The organism is Tenacibaculum sp. AHE14PA, assembly GCF_019278465.1.
GTDB lineage: Bacteria > Bacteroidota > Bacteroidia > Flavobacteriales > Flavobacteriaceae > Polaribacter > Polaribacter bernardetii.
In genome coordinates, this window is record NZ_CP058983.1 from 1,944,781 (window position 1) to 1,961,546 (window position 16,766).

Genomic DNA, 16,766 nt, shown 5'->3' on the forward strand with positions numbered 1-16,766 from the left:
AGTATCTTTGCTTCTCAATTTTTTAGAAGATGAAAAGAAGTAGCGTTAAAGAATTATTACATTCTGATAAATTTTTACAAGAAGTACATGTAAAAGGATGGGTTAGAACCTTTAGAAGCAATCGTTTTATTGCTTTAAATGATGGCTCTACCATTAATAATATTCAATGTGTTGTAGATTTTGAAAATACAGATGAAGAACTTTTAAAAAGAATAACTACAAGTGCTGCTGTTAGTATTACAGGTACTTTAGTTGAAAGTGAAGGTAAAGGACAAAGCGTAGAGGTTAAGGTTACTAAATTAGAAATATTAGGAGATTCTAATCCAGATGAATATCCTATTCAGCCTAAAAAGCACAGCTTAGAGTTTTTAAGAGAAAATGCACATTTACGTATTAGAACAAATACATTTAGTGCAGTTATGAGAGTTCGTTCTGCCCTGTCTTTTGGAGTTCACAAATACTTTCAAGAAAACGGATTTAACTACGTTAATACTCCTATAATTACAGGTTCTGACGCTGAAGGTGCAGGAGAAATGTTTCATGTATCAAATTTCGAAACAAATAAAGCACCGTTAAACGAAGAAGGGAATATAGATTATACTAAAGATTTTTTCGGTAAAGAAACCAACTTAACAGTTTCTGGTCAGTTAGAAGCTGAAACTTATGCGATGGCATTAGGGAAAGTATATACTTTCGGACCTACTTTTAGAGCCGAAAATTCAAACACAACGCGTCATTTAGCTGAGTTTTGGATGATTGAACCTGAGGTTGCATTTAATGATTTAGATGCAAATATGGATTTATCAGAAGATTTTATCAAATCTGTTTTAGGTTATGTTTTAGAAAACTGTAAAGACGATTTAGAATTTTTAGACAATCGTTTAACACAAGAAGAAAAATCAAAACCACAAGCTGAACGCAGTGACATGGGATTAATTGAGAAATTAAACTTTGTTGCAGAGAATAACTTTAAAAGAGTAAGTTATACGGAAGCTTTTGATATTCTACGTAATTGTAAACCAAATAAAAAGAAGAAATTTCAGTTTCCTATTACAGAATGGGGTGTTGATTTACAATCAGAACACGAGCGTTATTTAGTTGAAAAGCACTTTAAATGTCCGGTAATTTTATTTGATTACCCAGCTACGATTAAAGCTTTTTATATGCGTTTAAACGACGATGGTAAAACAGTACGCGCAATGGATGTTTTATTTCCAGGAATCGGAGAAATGGTTGGTGGATCGCAAAGAGAAGAGCGTTTAGATGTTTTAAAATCTAAAATGGCAGAATTAAATATAGACGAAGAAGAATTATGGTGGTATTTAGATACTCGTAAATTCGGAACAGCTGTTCATTCTGGTTTCGGTTTAGGTTTTGAGCGTTTAGTTTTATTCACAACAGGTATGAGTAATATACGTGATGTTATTCCTTTTCCTAGAACGCCGCAAAACGCAGAATTTTAAAGAAATCATAAAATTATATACTACAATCGTCATTCCTCACAGAATGACGATTTCTTTTTAACCTATTTCTTATATTTGTAAGTATGTTAAAACAAGGTTTACATTATAAGTTACTTCAAAAATTATCTCCACAACAAATTCAGTTGATGAAGTTAATTCAATTACCTACACAAGCTTTTGAAGAAAGATTAGAGCAAGAAATTGAAGATAATCCTGCTTTAGATACTGGTAAAGAAGAACCAGAAAACTTTGAGGACACTTTAACAAATGATGAGGATTATGACGAAGGAAACGAAAAAATAGATACTGACGATATAAATATTGATGAGTATTTAAGTGATGATGAATACCCAAGTTACAAAACGCAAGTTAACAATTATTCGGCTGATGATGAAGACAAACAAGTTCCCTATGCAGCAGGAACAAGTTTTCATCAATCATTAAATAGTCAATTAAATACTTTTAGAATAAACGAAGAAGAGCGTGCTATTGCCGATTTTTTAGTAGGTAGTATTGATGATAGCGGATATATTCGTAGAGAAATTATCGACTTAGTAGATGATTTAGCTTTTACACAAAATGTTTTTACCACCGAAGCTGAAGTAGAAAAAATTTTACTTAACGTAGTTCAAAAATTAGATCCAGTTGGTGTAGGTGCGCGTGATTTAAAAGAGTGCTTAATTATTCAATTAAAATCAAAACCGCAAAAAGAAACAAGAGCTTTAGCTATTAATATTCTTGAAAACGCGTTTGATCATTTTGTAAAAAAGCATTACAAAAAACTTTTAGAGAAGTTTACGATTGATGAAGAGCAGCTAAAAGAAATAATTACAGAAATTGGTAGATTAAATCCAAAACCTGGTAGCTCATATGCTGGTAATAATAAGATAGCAGAACAGATTGTTCCTGATTTTTCTATTCAAATTATTGATGGTGTTTTAGAACTTACTTTAAATTCTCGTAACGCGCCAGAATTGCATGTTTCACGCGAGTATAACAACATGTTAAAAGGTTATAGTGATGCTAAAACAAAAAGTAAAAGTCAGAAAGATGCCGTGCTTTTTATTAAGCAAAAATTAGATTCAGCAAAATGGTTTATTGATGCCATAAAGCAACGCCAACAAACATTATTGGTTACTATGAATGCTATTATGCATAGGCAGGAAGCTTATTTTTTAACGGGTGATGAACGCAAGCTGAAACCGATGATTTTAAAAGATATTGCAGACGAAATACACATGGATGTTTCAACAGTATCTAGAGTTGCTAACAGTAAATATGTTTCTACTCCATACGGTACAAAACTGATAAAAGTGTTTTTCTCTGAATCGATGAAAAATGATCAAGGAGAAGATGTTTCAACACGAGAAATTAAGAAAATACTTGAGACTGTAATTCAGGAGGAAGACAAGCGAAAGCCACTTACTGATGATAAATTATCTAAGATTTTAAAAGAAAAAGGATATCCTATTGCAAGGAGAACCGTTGCAAAATATCGTGAACAGTTAGATATTTCTGTTGCACGCTTACGTAAAGAAATATAATGCGTTGGTATAAATTCATATCCACCATTTTACACCCAATTGTAATACCTACAATTGGCATAATACTTTATTTTATTTTAACACCTGTTAACTTAAACCAACAACAGCAATATAGCATGCTAGCTGTTGTTTTTATTACTACATATGTAATACCTGTGCTGTTATTAGTTTTACTAAAGGCAATTGGCGTTATAAAATCATACCAAGTACATAGTATTGAAGAACGAAAAATACCGTTGTTTTTTATGATGACCCTTTTGTTTTTTTTGGGTAAATTTTTTTCTGAAATAACAATTATTAAAGACCTAAGTTATTTATTTTTTGGTGTAGTATTTGGGTTGGGATTAATTTACACCTTATTTATTGCAAAAATAAAAACAAGTTTACATTTACTTTCTATCGGTGCTGCAACAGGATATTTTCTATTATTTCAACAAATACATAATATATATATAATTCCGTTAATCATAGTTTTTATATTGCTCTCAGGCATCTTAGCGAACGCTAGACTTCAATTAAAAGCTCACACATATAATGAAGTGTATCTTGGTTTTTTTATTGGCTTAGCGTCTCCTTTTTTAGCGTATTACATATTATAAAAGATAAAAACTTAACCCGAAGCGAATAATATTTGTATCAATTTTATTGCCATTTAAGGAAGCATTCTTAAATATAGGCGTTAAACCATAATACATGTGAAAATTAAAAGTTCCGTACCCTGCCGAAAGTATTAAACCTGTTTGAAACTTATTGTATTCTGTAAAGTTTGATATATCAATCTTAACTCCTGCTTCATCATATGTAAAATTATTACTAATATTATAACTTAGCTTAATACCAGTGTAAAAACGCCAAAAAGAATAGGTATTAACCGTTGATGATCTCCATCGAAACTGAACAGGGATTTCAATATTATGTAGCACTAATTTATTGTTAGTAATACCATTATCTATCTGAAAATTAGCAGGCTCTCCTTCAACAACTTTTAATCTATGATTATAAGAATCAAATCCATATCCTAAACCAATACCAAAGGCTATTTTTCCGCTTTTAACAAAAGGAATATCCTTTATATAACCTCCTGAAAAACCAAATGAAAATCCGCTTTTAGAAACTTCTTCAGGTTGATTATCTAATATATTATAAGAAACATTAATATATAACTGATCTTCCCAATAAGAATCCCCTACTTGTAAAGAATCTTTTTGAGCATATATATTTATTGATAAAAAAAATAAAACGAAAATTAATCTATTTGCCATAACACTTAACTATTGCTAAATATAGTTTATTTGTATAAAAAAAGAGCAATCGTATGATTGCTCTTTTTATTATTTATTCGAAAAAAGTGATTACTTTTTAATAGCACTTCCTTTGTGTGTAGATAAACTTAGCTTAAGAGCATTTACGTCTCTTAATTTCTCACGAATATCAGCTAATGTACCAACACTCGACTCTTTATCCATTTTTAAAGAAGTTGTCATAAAAGGAACTTCAGCTTCCGATACATTTCCTCTTTCTAAGAAAATAAATGAAGGTACATCATCTGGTGTAGCAATCTTATCGTTTAACTGAATTCTATTATAACCAGTACCATACTTACTATCTTTTGCTTTACCAACATAAATAGTACTTACTAAACTCTTACGTTCTAATTTCTTTACTTCTGTAGCACTAGGTAAACGCGGTGCTTCGATCGCTAAATCGTTTTCACGCATTACTGTTGTTACCATGAAGAAGAATAATAACATAAAAACAATATCAGGTAGTGAAGATGTATTCACTGCTGGCATCTCTTTTTTCTTTTTATTAAATTTAGACATACTTAACTTGTTTTTATACTATTGAACATTAGTTGGATCAGTATCTGATATAATCTGAGGATAACTACTCTTAACATCTTCTACTTTTTTTCTTAATGCGTCATCTTTTCTTGCACCAGCTATAAAAGCTTTTTCTAATTCTGTAAAGCTCATACCATATTTTTCCTGGCAAAATCTATTACGCAATTCATCATATGCTTTTAATAACTCATTTTGAACAGATACATATGTACCAAACTCGGTACCTCTATCACTTTCAACAGAGATAATTGCTTTGTTTGGATGATCTGATGATTCAGGATCTTTCGCTCCTTTACAATAGTTACAAGATGCTCCTGCCTCTTTTCCTGGCATTGGATTACCAATACCTCCACCGTTATCAATAAATTTGATAGCTGCATCTTTTAAGTCTACTAACTCCATTCCTTCACCTTCTACAAGTAACTGATTGTTTCTGTTAATACTAACTTGAAAAATGTTTTTCTCTTTTACAATTGGTGGCTTAACATCTGTTTTTTCAGCTAACTTTTTAGGGATACCTGAATCAACATCCATTGTTGTTGTTACTAGGAAAAAGATAAGTAGCAAGAATGCAATATCTGCCATCGAACCTGCATTAATTTCTGGGTTGTCTCTTCTTGCCATAATAACTTACGATTTAACGATTCCTTTTAATAAATCAACTACGAAAAATGCTCCTGCAATAGCTCCTAAAATCATGGTAAAACTTATACCAGTACCTACCCATTTAGAAACACTTCCTACTGCAACTAACTCACTTCCATCAGCACCAATTACTTGTCCGTTTGAAGACAACATATATGACACTACAAAAAGTACAGCTAAAGCTAAAACACCTAGTAAGGTTTTCTTTAAAGCAGCTGGATTCTTAAACATCCCTAATAAAGAGATTACTACAGCAACAATTACTATTACAATTAGTAAATAATATGAATAACTTACTAAAGGAGAAACAGCACTATTAAGAGCCTCTAAGTTCTCTGGATCTATTCTTACAACGTTTACGAATAACCCAATACCTACTAATGATATTAAAGCTACTAGTAATGTTAATATTTTATTATTCATATAATTGATTATTTTTTATACTTAGCTAATAAGTCGATTAAAGAAATAGAAGCATCTTCCATGTTGTTTACAATACTATCGATTTTAGAAACGATGTAGTTGTAAAAAATCTGTAAGATAATTGCCGCTACAAGACCAAATACAGTTGTTAAAAGCGCTATTTTAATACCACCTGCTACTACTGCTGGAGAAATATCATTTGCTACTGCGATCTTATCAAAAGCTTCAATCATACCAATTACAGTACCCATAAAACCTAACATCGGTGCTAATGCAATAAATAAAGATAACCAAGAAACATTTTTCTCTAATAACCCCATTTGTACACCTCCATAACCTACTACAGCTTTTTCAGCAGCTTCTAAACCTTCGTCTGCTCTTTCTAAACCTTGGTAAAAGATAGAAGCAACAGGTCCTTTTGTATTTCTACAAACCTCTTTAGCAGCCTCAATACCACCTGAACTTAAAGCATCATCAACACTTGCTACTAATTTCTTAGTATTCGTTGTTGCCATGTTTAAATAAATGATTCTTTCGATTGCAATTGCTAAACCTAAAATTAAAGCTACCAATACGATACCCATAAACTGAGGATCTCCTTCAATAAAACGTTGTTTTAACTCTTGGTGAAAAGTTTTTTCTGCTTCTTGAGCATGAGTTGACTGAATAGCCCCTAAAAACATAAATCCTGCAACAGTTAGGAAATTTACTACTTTTTTCATTTTGTTATAATTAATTTTAAATAGTTAACGGGTTAAAAATACAAATTTTACTATAAATTACTTACTTTTTTAACAATAAGTAATTCTTTACTTGTACTTATTACACTTTTTTATTTTTCAGACTGCCAAGTAACAAAAAAATGTTGGGACATTAAAAAAAAACGAGAGGTTTTACGTCATTTTCTTCTTTCTAATACTATTTCAAGCACTTATGATTGTAAATCTAATAAAAAAAGCTCAATTTAATTAATTTCTCCTCTTAAAGAAGTTTCAAAATAATGCTTAAATTGTTCTTTTGACAACTTTTCTCCTAGTAAATACATCATTTTTGCCACTGCCGTCTCGGTTGTTATATCTTTTCCATCTACAATTCCGATACGTTTTAAGTCTGAACTTGTTTCATAATGCCCTAAAATTACACTTCCTCCTGCACATTGGGTTACATTTACTATATATATATTTTTCGCAACGGTTTTTTCTAATAAATCAATAAACCATTTTTCTGTAGGTGCATTTCCTGCACCGTATGTTTCTAAAATTACCCCCTTTAAATTCGGTATATTCATAAAACTTTCTACTACCGACGCTGTTATACCAGGAAACAGTTTTAAAATAGCAACATTATTATCTAAGTTTTTCCTAAAAACAAGTTTATCTTCTTCTTTAATTGACCGAAACAACACTGGGTAATTAAAATTTAAATGAACACCGCTTTCAGCCAAAGGCGGATAATTCATAGAGGCAAATGCTTCAAATTGCTCTGCATTTATTTTTGTCGTTCTATTTGCTCTGTATAATTTATACTCAAAATACAACCCTACTTCCTGAATTACTGGTTTTCCGTTTTCGTACGTTGAAGCTACCTGTATCGAAGTAATTAAATTTTCTTTTGCGTCGGTTCTTAAATCTCCTATTGGCAACTGAGAACCCGTAAATATTACTGGCTTTTGTAAATTTTCTATCATAAAACTAATTGCTGATGATGTATACGACATCGTATCAGAACCTGTAAGCACTACAAAACCATCAAATTTCTCATAATTATTAGCAATAATTTCTGCGATATCAATGTAATAATTTACATTCATGTTTGAAGAATCAATAGGCTCATCAAAAGAAATAGTAGAAATATCGCAATGTAATTGTTGTAATTCTGGAATTTTACTAGATATCTGACTAAAATCAAACGCTTTTAACGCTCCGGTTTTATAATCCTTAACCATACCAATGGTTCCTCCTGTATATACTATTAAAATTTTTGGCTTATTTGACATTATGACACTTTTATTATAGGTAATTTAATAATGGAATAATTTATGTTGTAAATTTATCAAACAAAATTGACACAAAATTTTAAAACCAAATAAATTATGATAGGATTTTATATTCTAATAGGTATTATCTCTTTATTCAGCTGGATAGTAAGTAATACACTTAAAAGAAAGTTTAAAAAATACTCGCAAGTTCATCTACGTAATGGTATGAGCGGAGCAGAAATAGCTCAAAAAATGTTGGATGACCATGGTATTAACGACGTAAAAGTTATTTCTACACCAGGTATGTTAACCGATCATTACAATCCGCAAAATAAAACAGTAAATTTAAGTGAAGGTGTTTACAATCAAAGAAACGCATCGGCTGCTGCAGTTGCTGCTCACGAGGTTGGACATGCCGTACAACATGCAAAAGCATACCAATGGCTAACAATGCGATCTAAATTAGTTCCTATTGTTAGTATTTCTTCTCGTTTTTCTCAATGGATGATTATTGGAGGTCTTATTTTAGGTGCTGGTGCTGGTCAGCCAGGAATTGGACAAATGGTTGCTATTGGCGGACTTATTTTCATGGCAATGGGTACCTTATTTAGTTTTATTACACTTCCCGTAGAATATGACGCCAGTAACAGAGCACTAGCATGGCTAGAAAATAAGCATATTGTAACTCATGAAGAACTTGCGGGTTCTAAAGACGCTTTAAAATGGGCAGCAAGAACCTACTTAGTCGCTGCACTAGGTTCTTTAGCAATGCTTTTATATTGGGCATTACGTATTTTAGGTAGTAGAGATTAAGCATCTTAAATGCTTTTGTATTTCTTTCTAAATAAAAAATGCTCTCGGAAAACCGAGAGCATTTTTTATACTTATATATGTAGCCTTAAAACTTAATCATTCAACTTTAAAACTGCCATAAATGCTTCTTGTGGAATTTCTACATTACCAACCTGACGCATTCTTTTCTTACCTTTCTTTTGCTTTTCTAATAACTTACGTTTACGAGAAATATCTCCACCATAACATTTTGCTGTTACATCTTTACGCAAAGCTTTGGTAGTTTCTCTTGCTATAATTTTTGCTCCAATTGCAGCCTGAATCGGAATATCAAACTGTTGTCTTGGTATTAAAGTTTTTAGTTTTTCTACTATTTTTTTACCAATTGTATAGGCATTATCGGCGTGTAATAATGCTGACAAAGCATCTACCGGAGAACCATTTAGTAAAATATCTACACGAACTAATTTAGAAGTACGCATTCCTATCGGAGAATAATCAAATGATGCATATCCTTTAGAAACAGTTTTTAATCGATCATAGAAATCGAAAACAATTTCTGCCAAAGGCATATCAAAAATTAACTCTACCCTTTCTGTAGTTAAATAAGTTTGATTTACGATTTCCCCCCTTTTCTCTATACAAAGTGACATTACTTGTCCGACAAAATCAGATTTTGTAATTATTGATGCTTTAATAAAAGGCTCTTCAACTTTCTCTAATCTAGACGGATCTGGTAAATCTGTTGGATTATTTAACAAAACTATTTCCGTCGGATTTTTCTTTGTGTATGCGTGATAAGAAACGTTTGGCACTGTCGTAATTACAGTCATGTTAAATTCACGTTCTAAACGCTCTTGAATAATTTCCATATGTAACATTCCTAAAAACCCACATCGAAAACCAAAACCTAATGCTGCCGAACTTTCTGGTTGAAAAACTAAAGAAGCATCATTTAACTGTAACTTTTCCATTGAATTACGTAACTCTTCGTAATCTTCAGTATCAACAGGATAAATTCCAGCAAAAACCATTGGTTTTACATCTTCAAACCCATCAATACGATCAGTTGTCGGATTTTCAAAATCTGTAATTGTATCTCCTACCTTTACTTCCTTAGCTGCTTTAATTCCTGTTATTAAATACCCTACGTCTCCCGTTTTTACCTCTTGCCTTACAACTTGTTCTAATTTTAAAGTACCAACCTCATCCGCACCGTATTCTTTTTCGGTAGACATAAATTTGATACGCTGGTTCTTTTTAATAGAACCATCAATAACTCTAAAATAAGTTTCAATTCCTCTGTAAGAATTATAAACAGAATCGAAAATTAATGCTTTTAGTGGTGCATCAGGATTTCCTGTTGGTGCCGGAACTTTTTTAATAATTGCTTCTAAAATGTTCTCAACTCCAAAACCTGTTTTTCCACTTGCGTGAATTACATCTTCTGGCTCACAACCTAATAAATCTACAATATCATCTGTAACTTCTTCTGGGTTTGCAGATGGTAAATCAACTTTATTTAAAACCGGAATAATTTCCAAATCATTATCTAAAGCTAAATATAAATTAGAAATTGTTTGTGCCTGAATACTTTGGGCTGCATCAACAATTAACAAAGCACCTTCACAAGCTGCTATAGAACGAGATACTTCGTAAGAAAAGTCTACGTGCCCAGGTGTATCAATTAAATTTAAAATATAATCTTCACCCTCAAACGTATATTCCATTTGTATTGCGTGCGACTTAATGGTAATACCACGTTCACGCTCTAAATCCATACTATCTAATAACTGCGATTTTTTTTCTCTCTCTGTTACCGCTCCTGTATAATCTAGTAATCTATCGGCAAGTGTACTCTTACCGTGATCAATATGTGCAATAATGCAAAAATTTCTTATTTTCTTCATGCGTCGTATTTCTAGCCTCTTATGACTGACAAAGATACTTTATTGAAAAACGTTGTACAATTAAATATTTATTCAATAAAAAATAAAAAGTAACTTTGCAGCATGGTAAAAATTGGTAATATAGAACTTCCTGATTTTCCGCTATTATTAGCGCCGATGGAAGATGTGAGTGATCCACCGTTTAGAGCATTGTGCAAAGAGAACGGTGCTGATGTTGTTTATACTGAGTTTATTTCTTCGGAAGGACTAATTCGCGACGCTGCAAAAAGCGTAATGAAGTTAGATATTTACGAAAAAGAGCGTCCTGTTGGAATTCAGATTTTCGGTGCAAACTTAGAATCAATGTTAAAAACGGTTGAAATTGTAGAAAAGTCGAACCCTGATATTATTGACATTAACTTCGGGTGCCCTGTTAAAAAAGTAGTTTCTAAAGGTGCTGGTGCAGGAATTTTAAAAGATATCGATTTAATGGTTTCTCTTACTGAGGCAATGGTAAAACACACCAATTTGCCTGTTACCGTAAAAACACGTTTAGGTTGGGATCATGATTCTATTAAAATAATAGAAGTTGCCGAGCGTTTACAAGATGTTGGCTGTGCTGCAATTTCCATTCACGGTCGTACGCGTGCACAAATGTATAAAGGTGATGCCGATTGGGCACCAATTGCTCAAGTTAAAAATAATCAAAGAATGCACATTCCTGTGTTTGGAAACGGCGACGTTACTTCGCCAGAAAAAGCTATGGAAATGCGCGATAAATATGGCTTAGACGGCTGTATGATTGGCAGGGCTTCTATTGGTTATCCTTGGTTTTTTAATGAAGTAAAGCACTATTTTAAAACGGGTGAATACCTAGCAAAACCAACCATTGCACAACGAGTACAAACCGCTCGTAGACATTTACAAATGGCTATTGATTGGAAAGGACCTGTATTGGGCGTTTTTGAAACCAGAAGACATTATACTAACTATTTTAAAGGAATACCACATTTTAAAGAATACCGTATGAAAATGGTAACTTCTGATGACGCAAAAGATGTTTTTGCTGCTTTTGATGAAGTGGAAGCTAAGTTTGGTAATATGATTATCCCTGAAATAAGGTAAATTTATTTTTCTATAAAATCTTTAGAGATTCTTGAACTTGCTACCTTAGATGCTATAAAGCCCAGTATTGAAATTGTAAATATTACAACTAATAGATTCGTCCATCTAAATTCAACTGGGTAAGCTAAACTCTCTGTAATCATAAATAGCTCGTAACGTTGCTGTATTAACACCAGTAAAACACCAATAGCGACACCTACTATCATACCAACAATTGTTAACAAAAAACCTTGTAGCACAAATATTTTTTTTATATCATCGATACTTGCTCCTAAATTAAATAATGTTTTAAGGTTTTTTCTTTTATCAATAATCATCATAATTATTGATCCTATTACATTAAATAGGGCTATTGCGAGTATTAAAGTAAAAATTAAATACGAAATAAATCGCTCGGTATTTATTACTTTATAATACAAGGCATTTAATTGCGCTCTTGTTTTAACACTAAAAGTAGCACCTAAATCATCTTGTAATTTTTCTTGAAAATCATCTGAATTAACATCCTTTTTTAACTTGAGCTCTATTCCTGAAATTTGATTTTCATCATAATTCAACAACTCTTGCGCAGAAGACAACTCTGTAAAAACGTATTTATTCTGAAATTCTTCTGGCCCGGAATAGGCACCAATTACCTGTGTAGAAATTGAACGAAAGGCATTGTTTACATTTACAAACCCTTTACCTGGTTTTGGCACCATTATTTGTAATGGCTCACCAAAATTTGCAACATTAAGTGAGAGTTTATATGAAATTCCGTAACCTATAACGGCTGTATTTTTAAACTCAGGATCTACCCAAGTTCCCAGCGCTAACAAAGTATCTATAGGGATTATATCCTTATAATTTTCATCAACACCTTTTATAAAAGCAACTTGATTTTTATCTTTATATTGTAAAAAAACACGTTCTTCTATTGTTTTTGAAATTGCTTTTATTTGAGTATTCTGAAGTAACTCTTGATGAATTTCATCAGAATACTTAAAAGATTTCCCTTTTACAACTGTTATTTTTATATCAGGATCTGATACTTTAAGTAAAGAATCACTAAAGGTTCTTAAACCTGAATACCCCGATAAAATAACAAACAAAGCTAAAGCCCCAACAACAACACCAAAAACTGCAATAAATGTAATTATATTTATGGCATTGGTGCTTGTTTTAGAAAACAAGTATCTTTTAGCGATGTATAAGGAGAATTTCAATTTTAATAAATCTTAATTAATAATTTAAATAAAATTTATTACCGTTTTTGACGACGTGGTAAAACATCTGGATTTTTAATAGGATCTACATCATCACCTTTTAAAGACTTATCAATGTCTTCGATATAATCTAAACTATCATCACCAAAAAACAATAATTCTGGCATTCTTCTTAATTGATGTCTTGTTCTTTTCGCCATTTCATGACGAATTAATGGTGTATTAGATTTTACTCCATCAACAATTTCATCTCTTTTATCAGAAGGAAAGACGCTTAAATATACTTTTGCAACTCCTAAATCGGCAGTAACCGAAACTTTAGATACAGATATTATTACACCCTTCATTCCATCTTGTGCAGCACGTTGTAAAACATCTACCAAATCTTCTTGCAATACTCCTGCAATTTTTCGTTGTCTATTAGTTTCTTCCATGTTGCAAATTTACGGATAAAATTACGGAGTGTAAATTTTATTTTTCACGGCGTATATTACTAAGCCAACCCTATTTCTAACATTAAGTTTTGTGAATAAGCTATCACGGTAACCATCGATAGTTTTTGGACTTAAAAACATTTTTTCGGCAATCTCTTTATAAGTTAATTCAGAACAAGCTAACTTCATGAACTTCATCTCATTGTCTTTAAAACACACATTGTTTTTTCCATTTTTTCCTGAAACAGAATCTAATAATAATGTTGTTACGTTTTTTGTATGATAAAAACCATTTTCCATCATTTCTAATAATGCTTTTTCTAACACTCCTTTTTGAGTATCTTTAAGTAAATATCCAACAGCTCCTGCTTTTAGCATCTTTAAAATAGTATTATCTGCATCTTCTACCGACAATGCCATTACATGTACCTCTGGGTGATGCTCTACAATCCACTCTGTAGTTTCAATACCATTCATAATAGGCATGTTTACGTCTACTAAAACAATATCGGGTATATTCTTAGGTGATGTTGAAAATTTATCGGCAACTTCTTTACCGTTTTTGCAGGTGTATAATACTTTAAATTTATCAAAAGTATTTACCATTCCTTCAATAGCTTGTGACAATAACGTATGATCGTCTACAACTACGACTGAGTATTTCATAATTACGTAGGTTTCGTTAGTAGTATGTTGTAGGGGAAATTACACTTGGTTCTCTAAATATAATAATTTATTATTAAACTTGTTCCTTTTTTAAGTTCTGATTCCATTTTAACTTCTGCTTTTATTAATTTAGCTCTGGCTTTTATATTTTGTAAACCAATACCTTTAAGCCCGTTTTTATTCGCTTCAAAACCAATACCATTATCTTTAGAAATAATTTTTATAACATCTTTGCCATAAGATATAGAAACATCTAGCTTAGAGGCTTTAGAGTGTTTTATCGTATTTGAAAAAAATTCTTGTAGCATTCTAAAAATTATAATTTCATGCTTCTGATTTATTCTTGTTTCTTTTCCAGTAATCGTTAAACTTGATTCTATATAATTTAATCGATTAAATCGTTCTATTTCTAATTTTAAAGCTTCCATTAATTTTATGTTTTTTATAAAATCTGGATTGATTGACTTAGACAACGCTCTTATTTCTGCTAAACTTTTTGTGATAGTATCTGATATTTCACTTATGTTTTCAGGAGAAGCATGCTGCATTTGTATCTTTGCTAAAGTTAAAAGCTGCCCGATATTATCATGTAATTCCCAACTAATATTCCGCAAAGTTTCTTCCCGTATTTCTATTTGAGTTTCTGCGATTTCTTTTTCATAGCGTTTTCTATCCTCTTCTCTTTCTAATAATAATTTATTTTTACGACGTTGAAAAACTGTAAATAAAACAATTACAAAGATTATAATTGCCATTAAAACAAGAGTTGTAATTACTAATATTCTTCCTTCTTCTTGCTCCATATTAAACCAAATGAAATAATAATATTCATAATAATAATTAAAATATTTAAAACAGGAAATAAATCTCTACTTTTCATGTAACCAACTAAACTAAAAAAAGGTATTGAAGGTAAATAAAAAACTAAAAAACCTACTGAAACCCAAAAAGAAAGCATTTTTTTATAATTTAAAATTTCATCAGACAGTAACAATTCTCTTAGATAAAGAAAAACTAACAAGCCTATATTAATTGCTCCGATAATTATAGCAGTATAAAAGAAGTTCTTCCTATACAGTATTAAAAACCAAATCACTAAAAAAGCTATTAAAAAAAAATTAGATAATTTTAACCATGCTTTATCTTTAATTAAACCATTATACATTTTACGAATTATTATTAACTCTAATAATATATATACCTGATGGTGTAAAAAAACAGGTTTCTCTGTAATAATACAATAAGCACCTATCGACTCTACAATAACAGTTATTATTAAAAGTAAGGCAAGCCACTTTGCAAATGTTTTTTTTGTTTGCAAAAAAAACATTATACTTAGTATGGCAGTTATATATTGCGATAGTAAACTTAAACTACTTAATAAATCCATTTTTGTTTAATTAAAAGGAGGTGTTAGGGTTCCTTTATTTCCCACTCCACTTAACTCGTCTTCTCCTAATAGCGTACTTTCTTTATTTTTATTTAATGTTTTTAAACCATAATCATAATTTTTTCTTTTTCCTGCTTCAAAGTCATCTTTTGTATCATAAATCCATTTATAACCATTTAAAGCAAGCATTTCTTTAAATGTAACTAACTTACCTTGTTTAGCAGACTGCACAGGATCAAAAGCTATTTGCTTACCATTAACAGTTGTAGTAGGTATATAAATTAAATCTTGATAACTTTTACCTGTATTACTGTAGTTTGATTTGGCTGCTGCTATAAAACTAATACCTGTTATATTTATTTTAGCCTTTTTACTTAAGTTTTCAATTCTTCCTAAATACTTTTTAAACTGAATAAAATTATAATTATTAATACGAGAATCTTCATATCCTAGCGCTTTTTCTAAAGGTGCAATACGTGTAGTATCATAGCTTTTTAACATTGCCACAATTTCTGTATAGTTTAACATCTCTTTTGTTCTTCCTTCATCAATATAACAAAAAGTACCTTCTGGTGTTTGATCACCTTCATGCTCACATTTACATTCATGTTTTTCACAAGAAATCATACAGGCTATAAAAATCAATGCATAAACAAGAATAAATAACTTTAATAAACTAGCTTTCTTCATAATAAATAAATTTCTAAATACTTTTTAAATATAGTGTGTTATTTTTTAACAAAGGGGTTCTTAACACAATACAGAGCTTACAAACAGCAACAAATCAACATATTATTAAAATTTTATTTTTAATAAACAGGAAAAACACCTTAAGAAGACCAATGATTAAACCATTTATTTTTCATACGATACACTCTTGTTTTATCATTATTCTTATAACCAATAGATTTTATTATTTTTACCAAATGAATAAAATAGAACACATTGGTATTGCCGTTAAAGATTTAGAAAAATCAAATGAATTATTTGCTGCTCTTTTCGGAAAACCTCATTATAAAACCGAAGAAGTAGCTAGTGAAGGTGTAAAAACTTCTTTTTTTAAATCTGGTCCTAACAAGATAGAATTATTAGAAGCCACAAAGACAGATAGCCCAATAGCTAAATTTATAGAGAAAAAAGGTGAAGGCGTTCACCACATTGCTTTTGCTGTTAGTGATATTAAGGCAGAAATAAAGCGCTTACAAGAAGAGGGTTTTACGGTACTAAACGAAACTCCTAAAAAAGGTGCTGACAATAAATTAGTTGCTTTTTTACACCCTAAAACAACAAATGGAGTTTTAATTGAATTATGTCAAGAAATCGAATAATCCATTCATTTAAAACTTCCTAAATATTTGTATCTTGCAA

At 31.0% G+C, this 16,766-nt stretch carries 19 protein-coding genes; 6 read left to right on the plus strand and 13 right to left on the minus strand.

Annotation, left to right across the window (positions count from 1 at the left end; all coding sequences use genetic code 11):
• The first annotated feature begins 29 nt into the window (after positions 1 to 29).
• From asnS to H0I30_RS08960, 3 genes are all read left to right on the plus strand, one after another.
• Positions 30 to 1,463 carry an asparagine--tRNA ligase gene (gene asnS, locus H0I30_RS08950; RefSeq protein WP_218771522.1) on the plus strand — a complete coding sequence of 478 codons (1,434 nt, stop codon included), beginning with the start codon at positions 30 to 32 and terminating at the stop codon, positions 1,461 to 1,463.
• An 83-nt stretch (positions 1,464 to 1,546) separates the two neighbouring features.
• Positions 1,547 to 3,007, plus strand: a complete 1,461-nt coding sequence (rpoN, locus tag H0I30_RS08955; protein ID WP_218771523.1) for an RNA polymerase factor sigma-54 — start codon at positions 1,547 to 1,549, stop codon at positions 3,005 to 3,007.
• On the plus strand, positions 3,007 to 3,606 hold the full coding sequence (locus H0I30_RS08960) for a hypothetical protein (protein WP_218771524.1): 600 nt from the start codon (positions 3,007 to 3,009) through the stop codon (positions 3,604 to 3,606). The genes rpoN and H0I30_RS08960 overlap by 1 nt, the downstream gene beginning before the upstream one ends.
• Here H0I30_RS08960 and H0I30_RS08965 read toward each other — a convergent pair.
• The 6 genes from H0I30_RS08965 to H0I30_RS08990 form a co-directional block, all read right to left on the minus strand.
• On the minus strand, positions 3,601 to 4,269 hold the full coding sequence (locus H0I30_RS08965) for a porin family protein (RefSeq protein ID WP_218771525.1): 669 nt from the start codon (positions 4,267 to 4,269) through the stop codon (positions 3,601 to 3,603). The genes H0I30_RS08960 and H0I30_RS08965 overlap by 6 nt on opposite strands.
• A 90-nt stretch (positions 4,270 to 4,359) precedes the next feature.
• Positions 4,360 to 4,830 (minus strand): biopolymer transporter ExbD, encoded by a 471-nt coding sequence (locus H0I30_RS08970; protein ID WP_218771526.1) that lies wholly within the window; start codon positions 4,828 to 4,830, stop codon positions 4,360 to 4,362.
• Positions 4,831 to 4,848: 18 nt separating this feature from the next.
• Complete coding sequence (locus tag H0I30_RS08975; protein WP_218771527.1) at positions 4,849 to 5,475, minus strand: biopolymer transporter ExbD; 627 nt, start codon at positions 5,473 to 5,475, stop codon at positions 4,849 to 4,851.
• Between the two features lie 6 nt (positions 5,476 to 5,481).
• Entirely contained in the window at positions 5,482 to 5,919 is a 438-nt protein-coding gene (locus H0I30_RS08980; RefSeq protein ID WP_218771528.1) for a hypothetical protein, read from the minus strand.
• Positions 5,920 to 5,927: 8 nt separating this feature from the next.
• Complete coding sequence (locus H0I30_RS08985) at positions 5,928 to 6,641, minus strand: MotA/TolQ/ExbB proton channel family protein (RefSeq protein ID WP_218771529.1); 714 nt, start codon at positions 6,639 to 6,641, stop codon at positions 5,928 to 5,930.
• Between the two features lie 242 nt (positions 6,642 to 6,883).
• On the minus strand, positions 6,884 to 7,915 hold the full coding sequence (locus tag H0I30_RS08990; protein WP_218771530.1) for an asparaginase: 1,032 nt from the start codon (positions 7,913 to 7,915) through the stop codon (positions 6,884 to 6,886).
• A gap of 96 nt (positions 7,916 to 8,011) precedes the next feature.
• On the opposite strand from H0I30_RS08990, the gene H0I30_RS08995 reads away from it, so the two are divergent.
• Entirely contained in the window at positions 8,012 to 8,710 is a 699-nt protein-coding gene (locus H0I30_RS08995; RefSeq protein ID WP_218771531.1) for a zinc metallopeptidase, read from the plus strand.
• Positions 8,711 to 8,802: 92 nt separating this feature from the next.
• Here the strand turns inward: H0I30_RS08995 and lepA are convergent, their stop codons facing one another.
• Positions 8,803 to 10,599, minus strand: coding sequence for a translation elongation factor 4 (gene lepA / locus H0I30_RS09000; RefSeq protein ID WP_218771532.1), 1,797 nt, complete (start codon positions 10,597 to 10,599; stop codon positions 8,803 to 8,805).
• Between the two features lie 102 nt (positions 10,600 to 10,701).
• Here lepA and dusB point away from each other — a divergent pair, with 102 nt between their 5' ends.
• Entirely contained in the window at positions 10,702 to 11,703 is a 1,002-nt protein-coding gene (gene dusB / locus H0I30_RS09005; protein ID WP_218771533.1) for a tRNA dihydrouridine synthase DusB, read from the plus strand.
• Positions 11,704 to 11,705: 2 nt separating this feature from the next.
• Here dusB and H0I30_RS09010 read toward each other — a convergent pair whose 3' ends face one another.
• From H0I30_RS09010 to H0I30_RS09035, 6 genes are read right to left on the minus strand one after another with little or no spacing between them, the layout of a single operon-like run.
• Positions 11,706 to 12,908: an ABC transporter permease gene (locus tag H0I30_RS09010; protein ID WP_218771534.1), complete on the minus strand. Its 1,203-nt coding sequence runs from the start codon at positions 12,906 to 12,908 to the stop codon at positions 11,706 to 11,708.
• A 38-nt stretch (positions 12,909 to 12,946) separates the two neighbouring features.
• Positions 12,947 to 13,342: a 30S ribosome-binding factor RbfA gene (gene rbfA, locus H0I30_RS09015; RefSeq protein WP_218771535.1), complete on the minus strand. Its 396-nt coding sequence runs from the start codon at positions 13,340 to 13,342 to the stop codon at positions 12,947 to 12,949.
• Positions 13,343 to 13,363: 21 nt separating this feature from the next.
• Positions 13,364 to 14,011 (minus strand): response regulator transcription factor, encoded by a 648-nt coding sequence (locus H0I30_RS09020; RefSeq protein WP_218773507.1) that lies wholly within the window; start codon positions 14,009 to 14,011, stop codon positions 13,364 to 13,366.
• A gap of 50 nt (positions 14,012 to 14,061) precedes the next feature.
• Positions 14,062 to 14,811: a sensor histidine kinase gene (locus H0I30_RS09025; RefSeq protein WP_218771536.1), complete on the minus strand. Its 750-nt coding sequence runs from the start codon at positions 14,809 to 14,811 to the stop codon at positions 14,062 to 14,064.
• Positions 14,784 to 15,398 (minus strand): hypothetical protein, encoded by a 615-nt coding sequence (locus H0I30_RS09030; protein WP_218771537.1) that lies wholly within the window; start codon positions 15,396 to 15,398, stop codon positions 14,784 to 14,786. The genes H0I30_RS09025 and H0I30_RS09030 overlap by 28 nt, the downstream gene beginning before the upstream one ends.
• A gap of 6 nt (positions 15,399 to 15,404) precedes the next feature.
• Positions 15,405 to 16,088 carry a hypothetical protein gene (locus H0I30_RS09035; protein ID WP_218771538.1) on the minus strand — a complete coding sequence of 228 codons (684 nt, stop codon included), beginning with the start codon at positions 16,086 to 16,088 and terminating at the stop codon, positions 15,405 to 15,407.
• 236 nt (positions 16,089 to 16,324) lie between these two features.
• On the opposite strand from H0I30_RS09035, the gene mce reads away from it, so the two are divergent.
• Positions 16,325 to 16,726 (plus strand): methylmalonyl-CoA epimerase, encoded by a 402-nt coding sequence (gene mce / locus H0I30_RS09040; RefSeq protein ID WP_218771539.1) that lies wholly within the window; start codon positions 16,325 to 16,327, stop codon positions 16,724 to 16,726.
• Positions 16,727 to 16,766 lie beyond the last annotated feature (40 nt).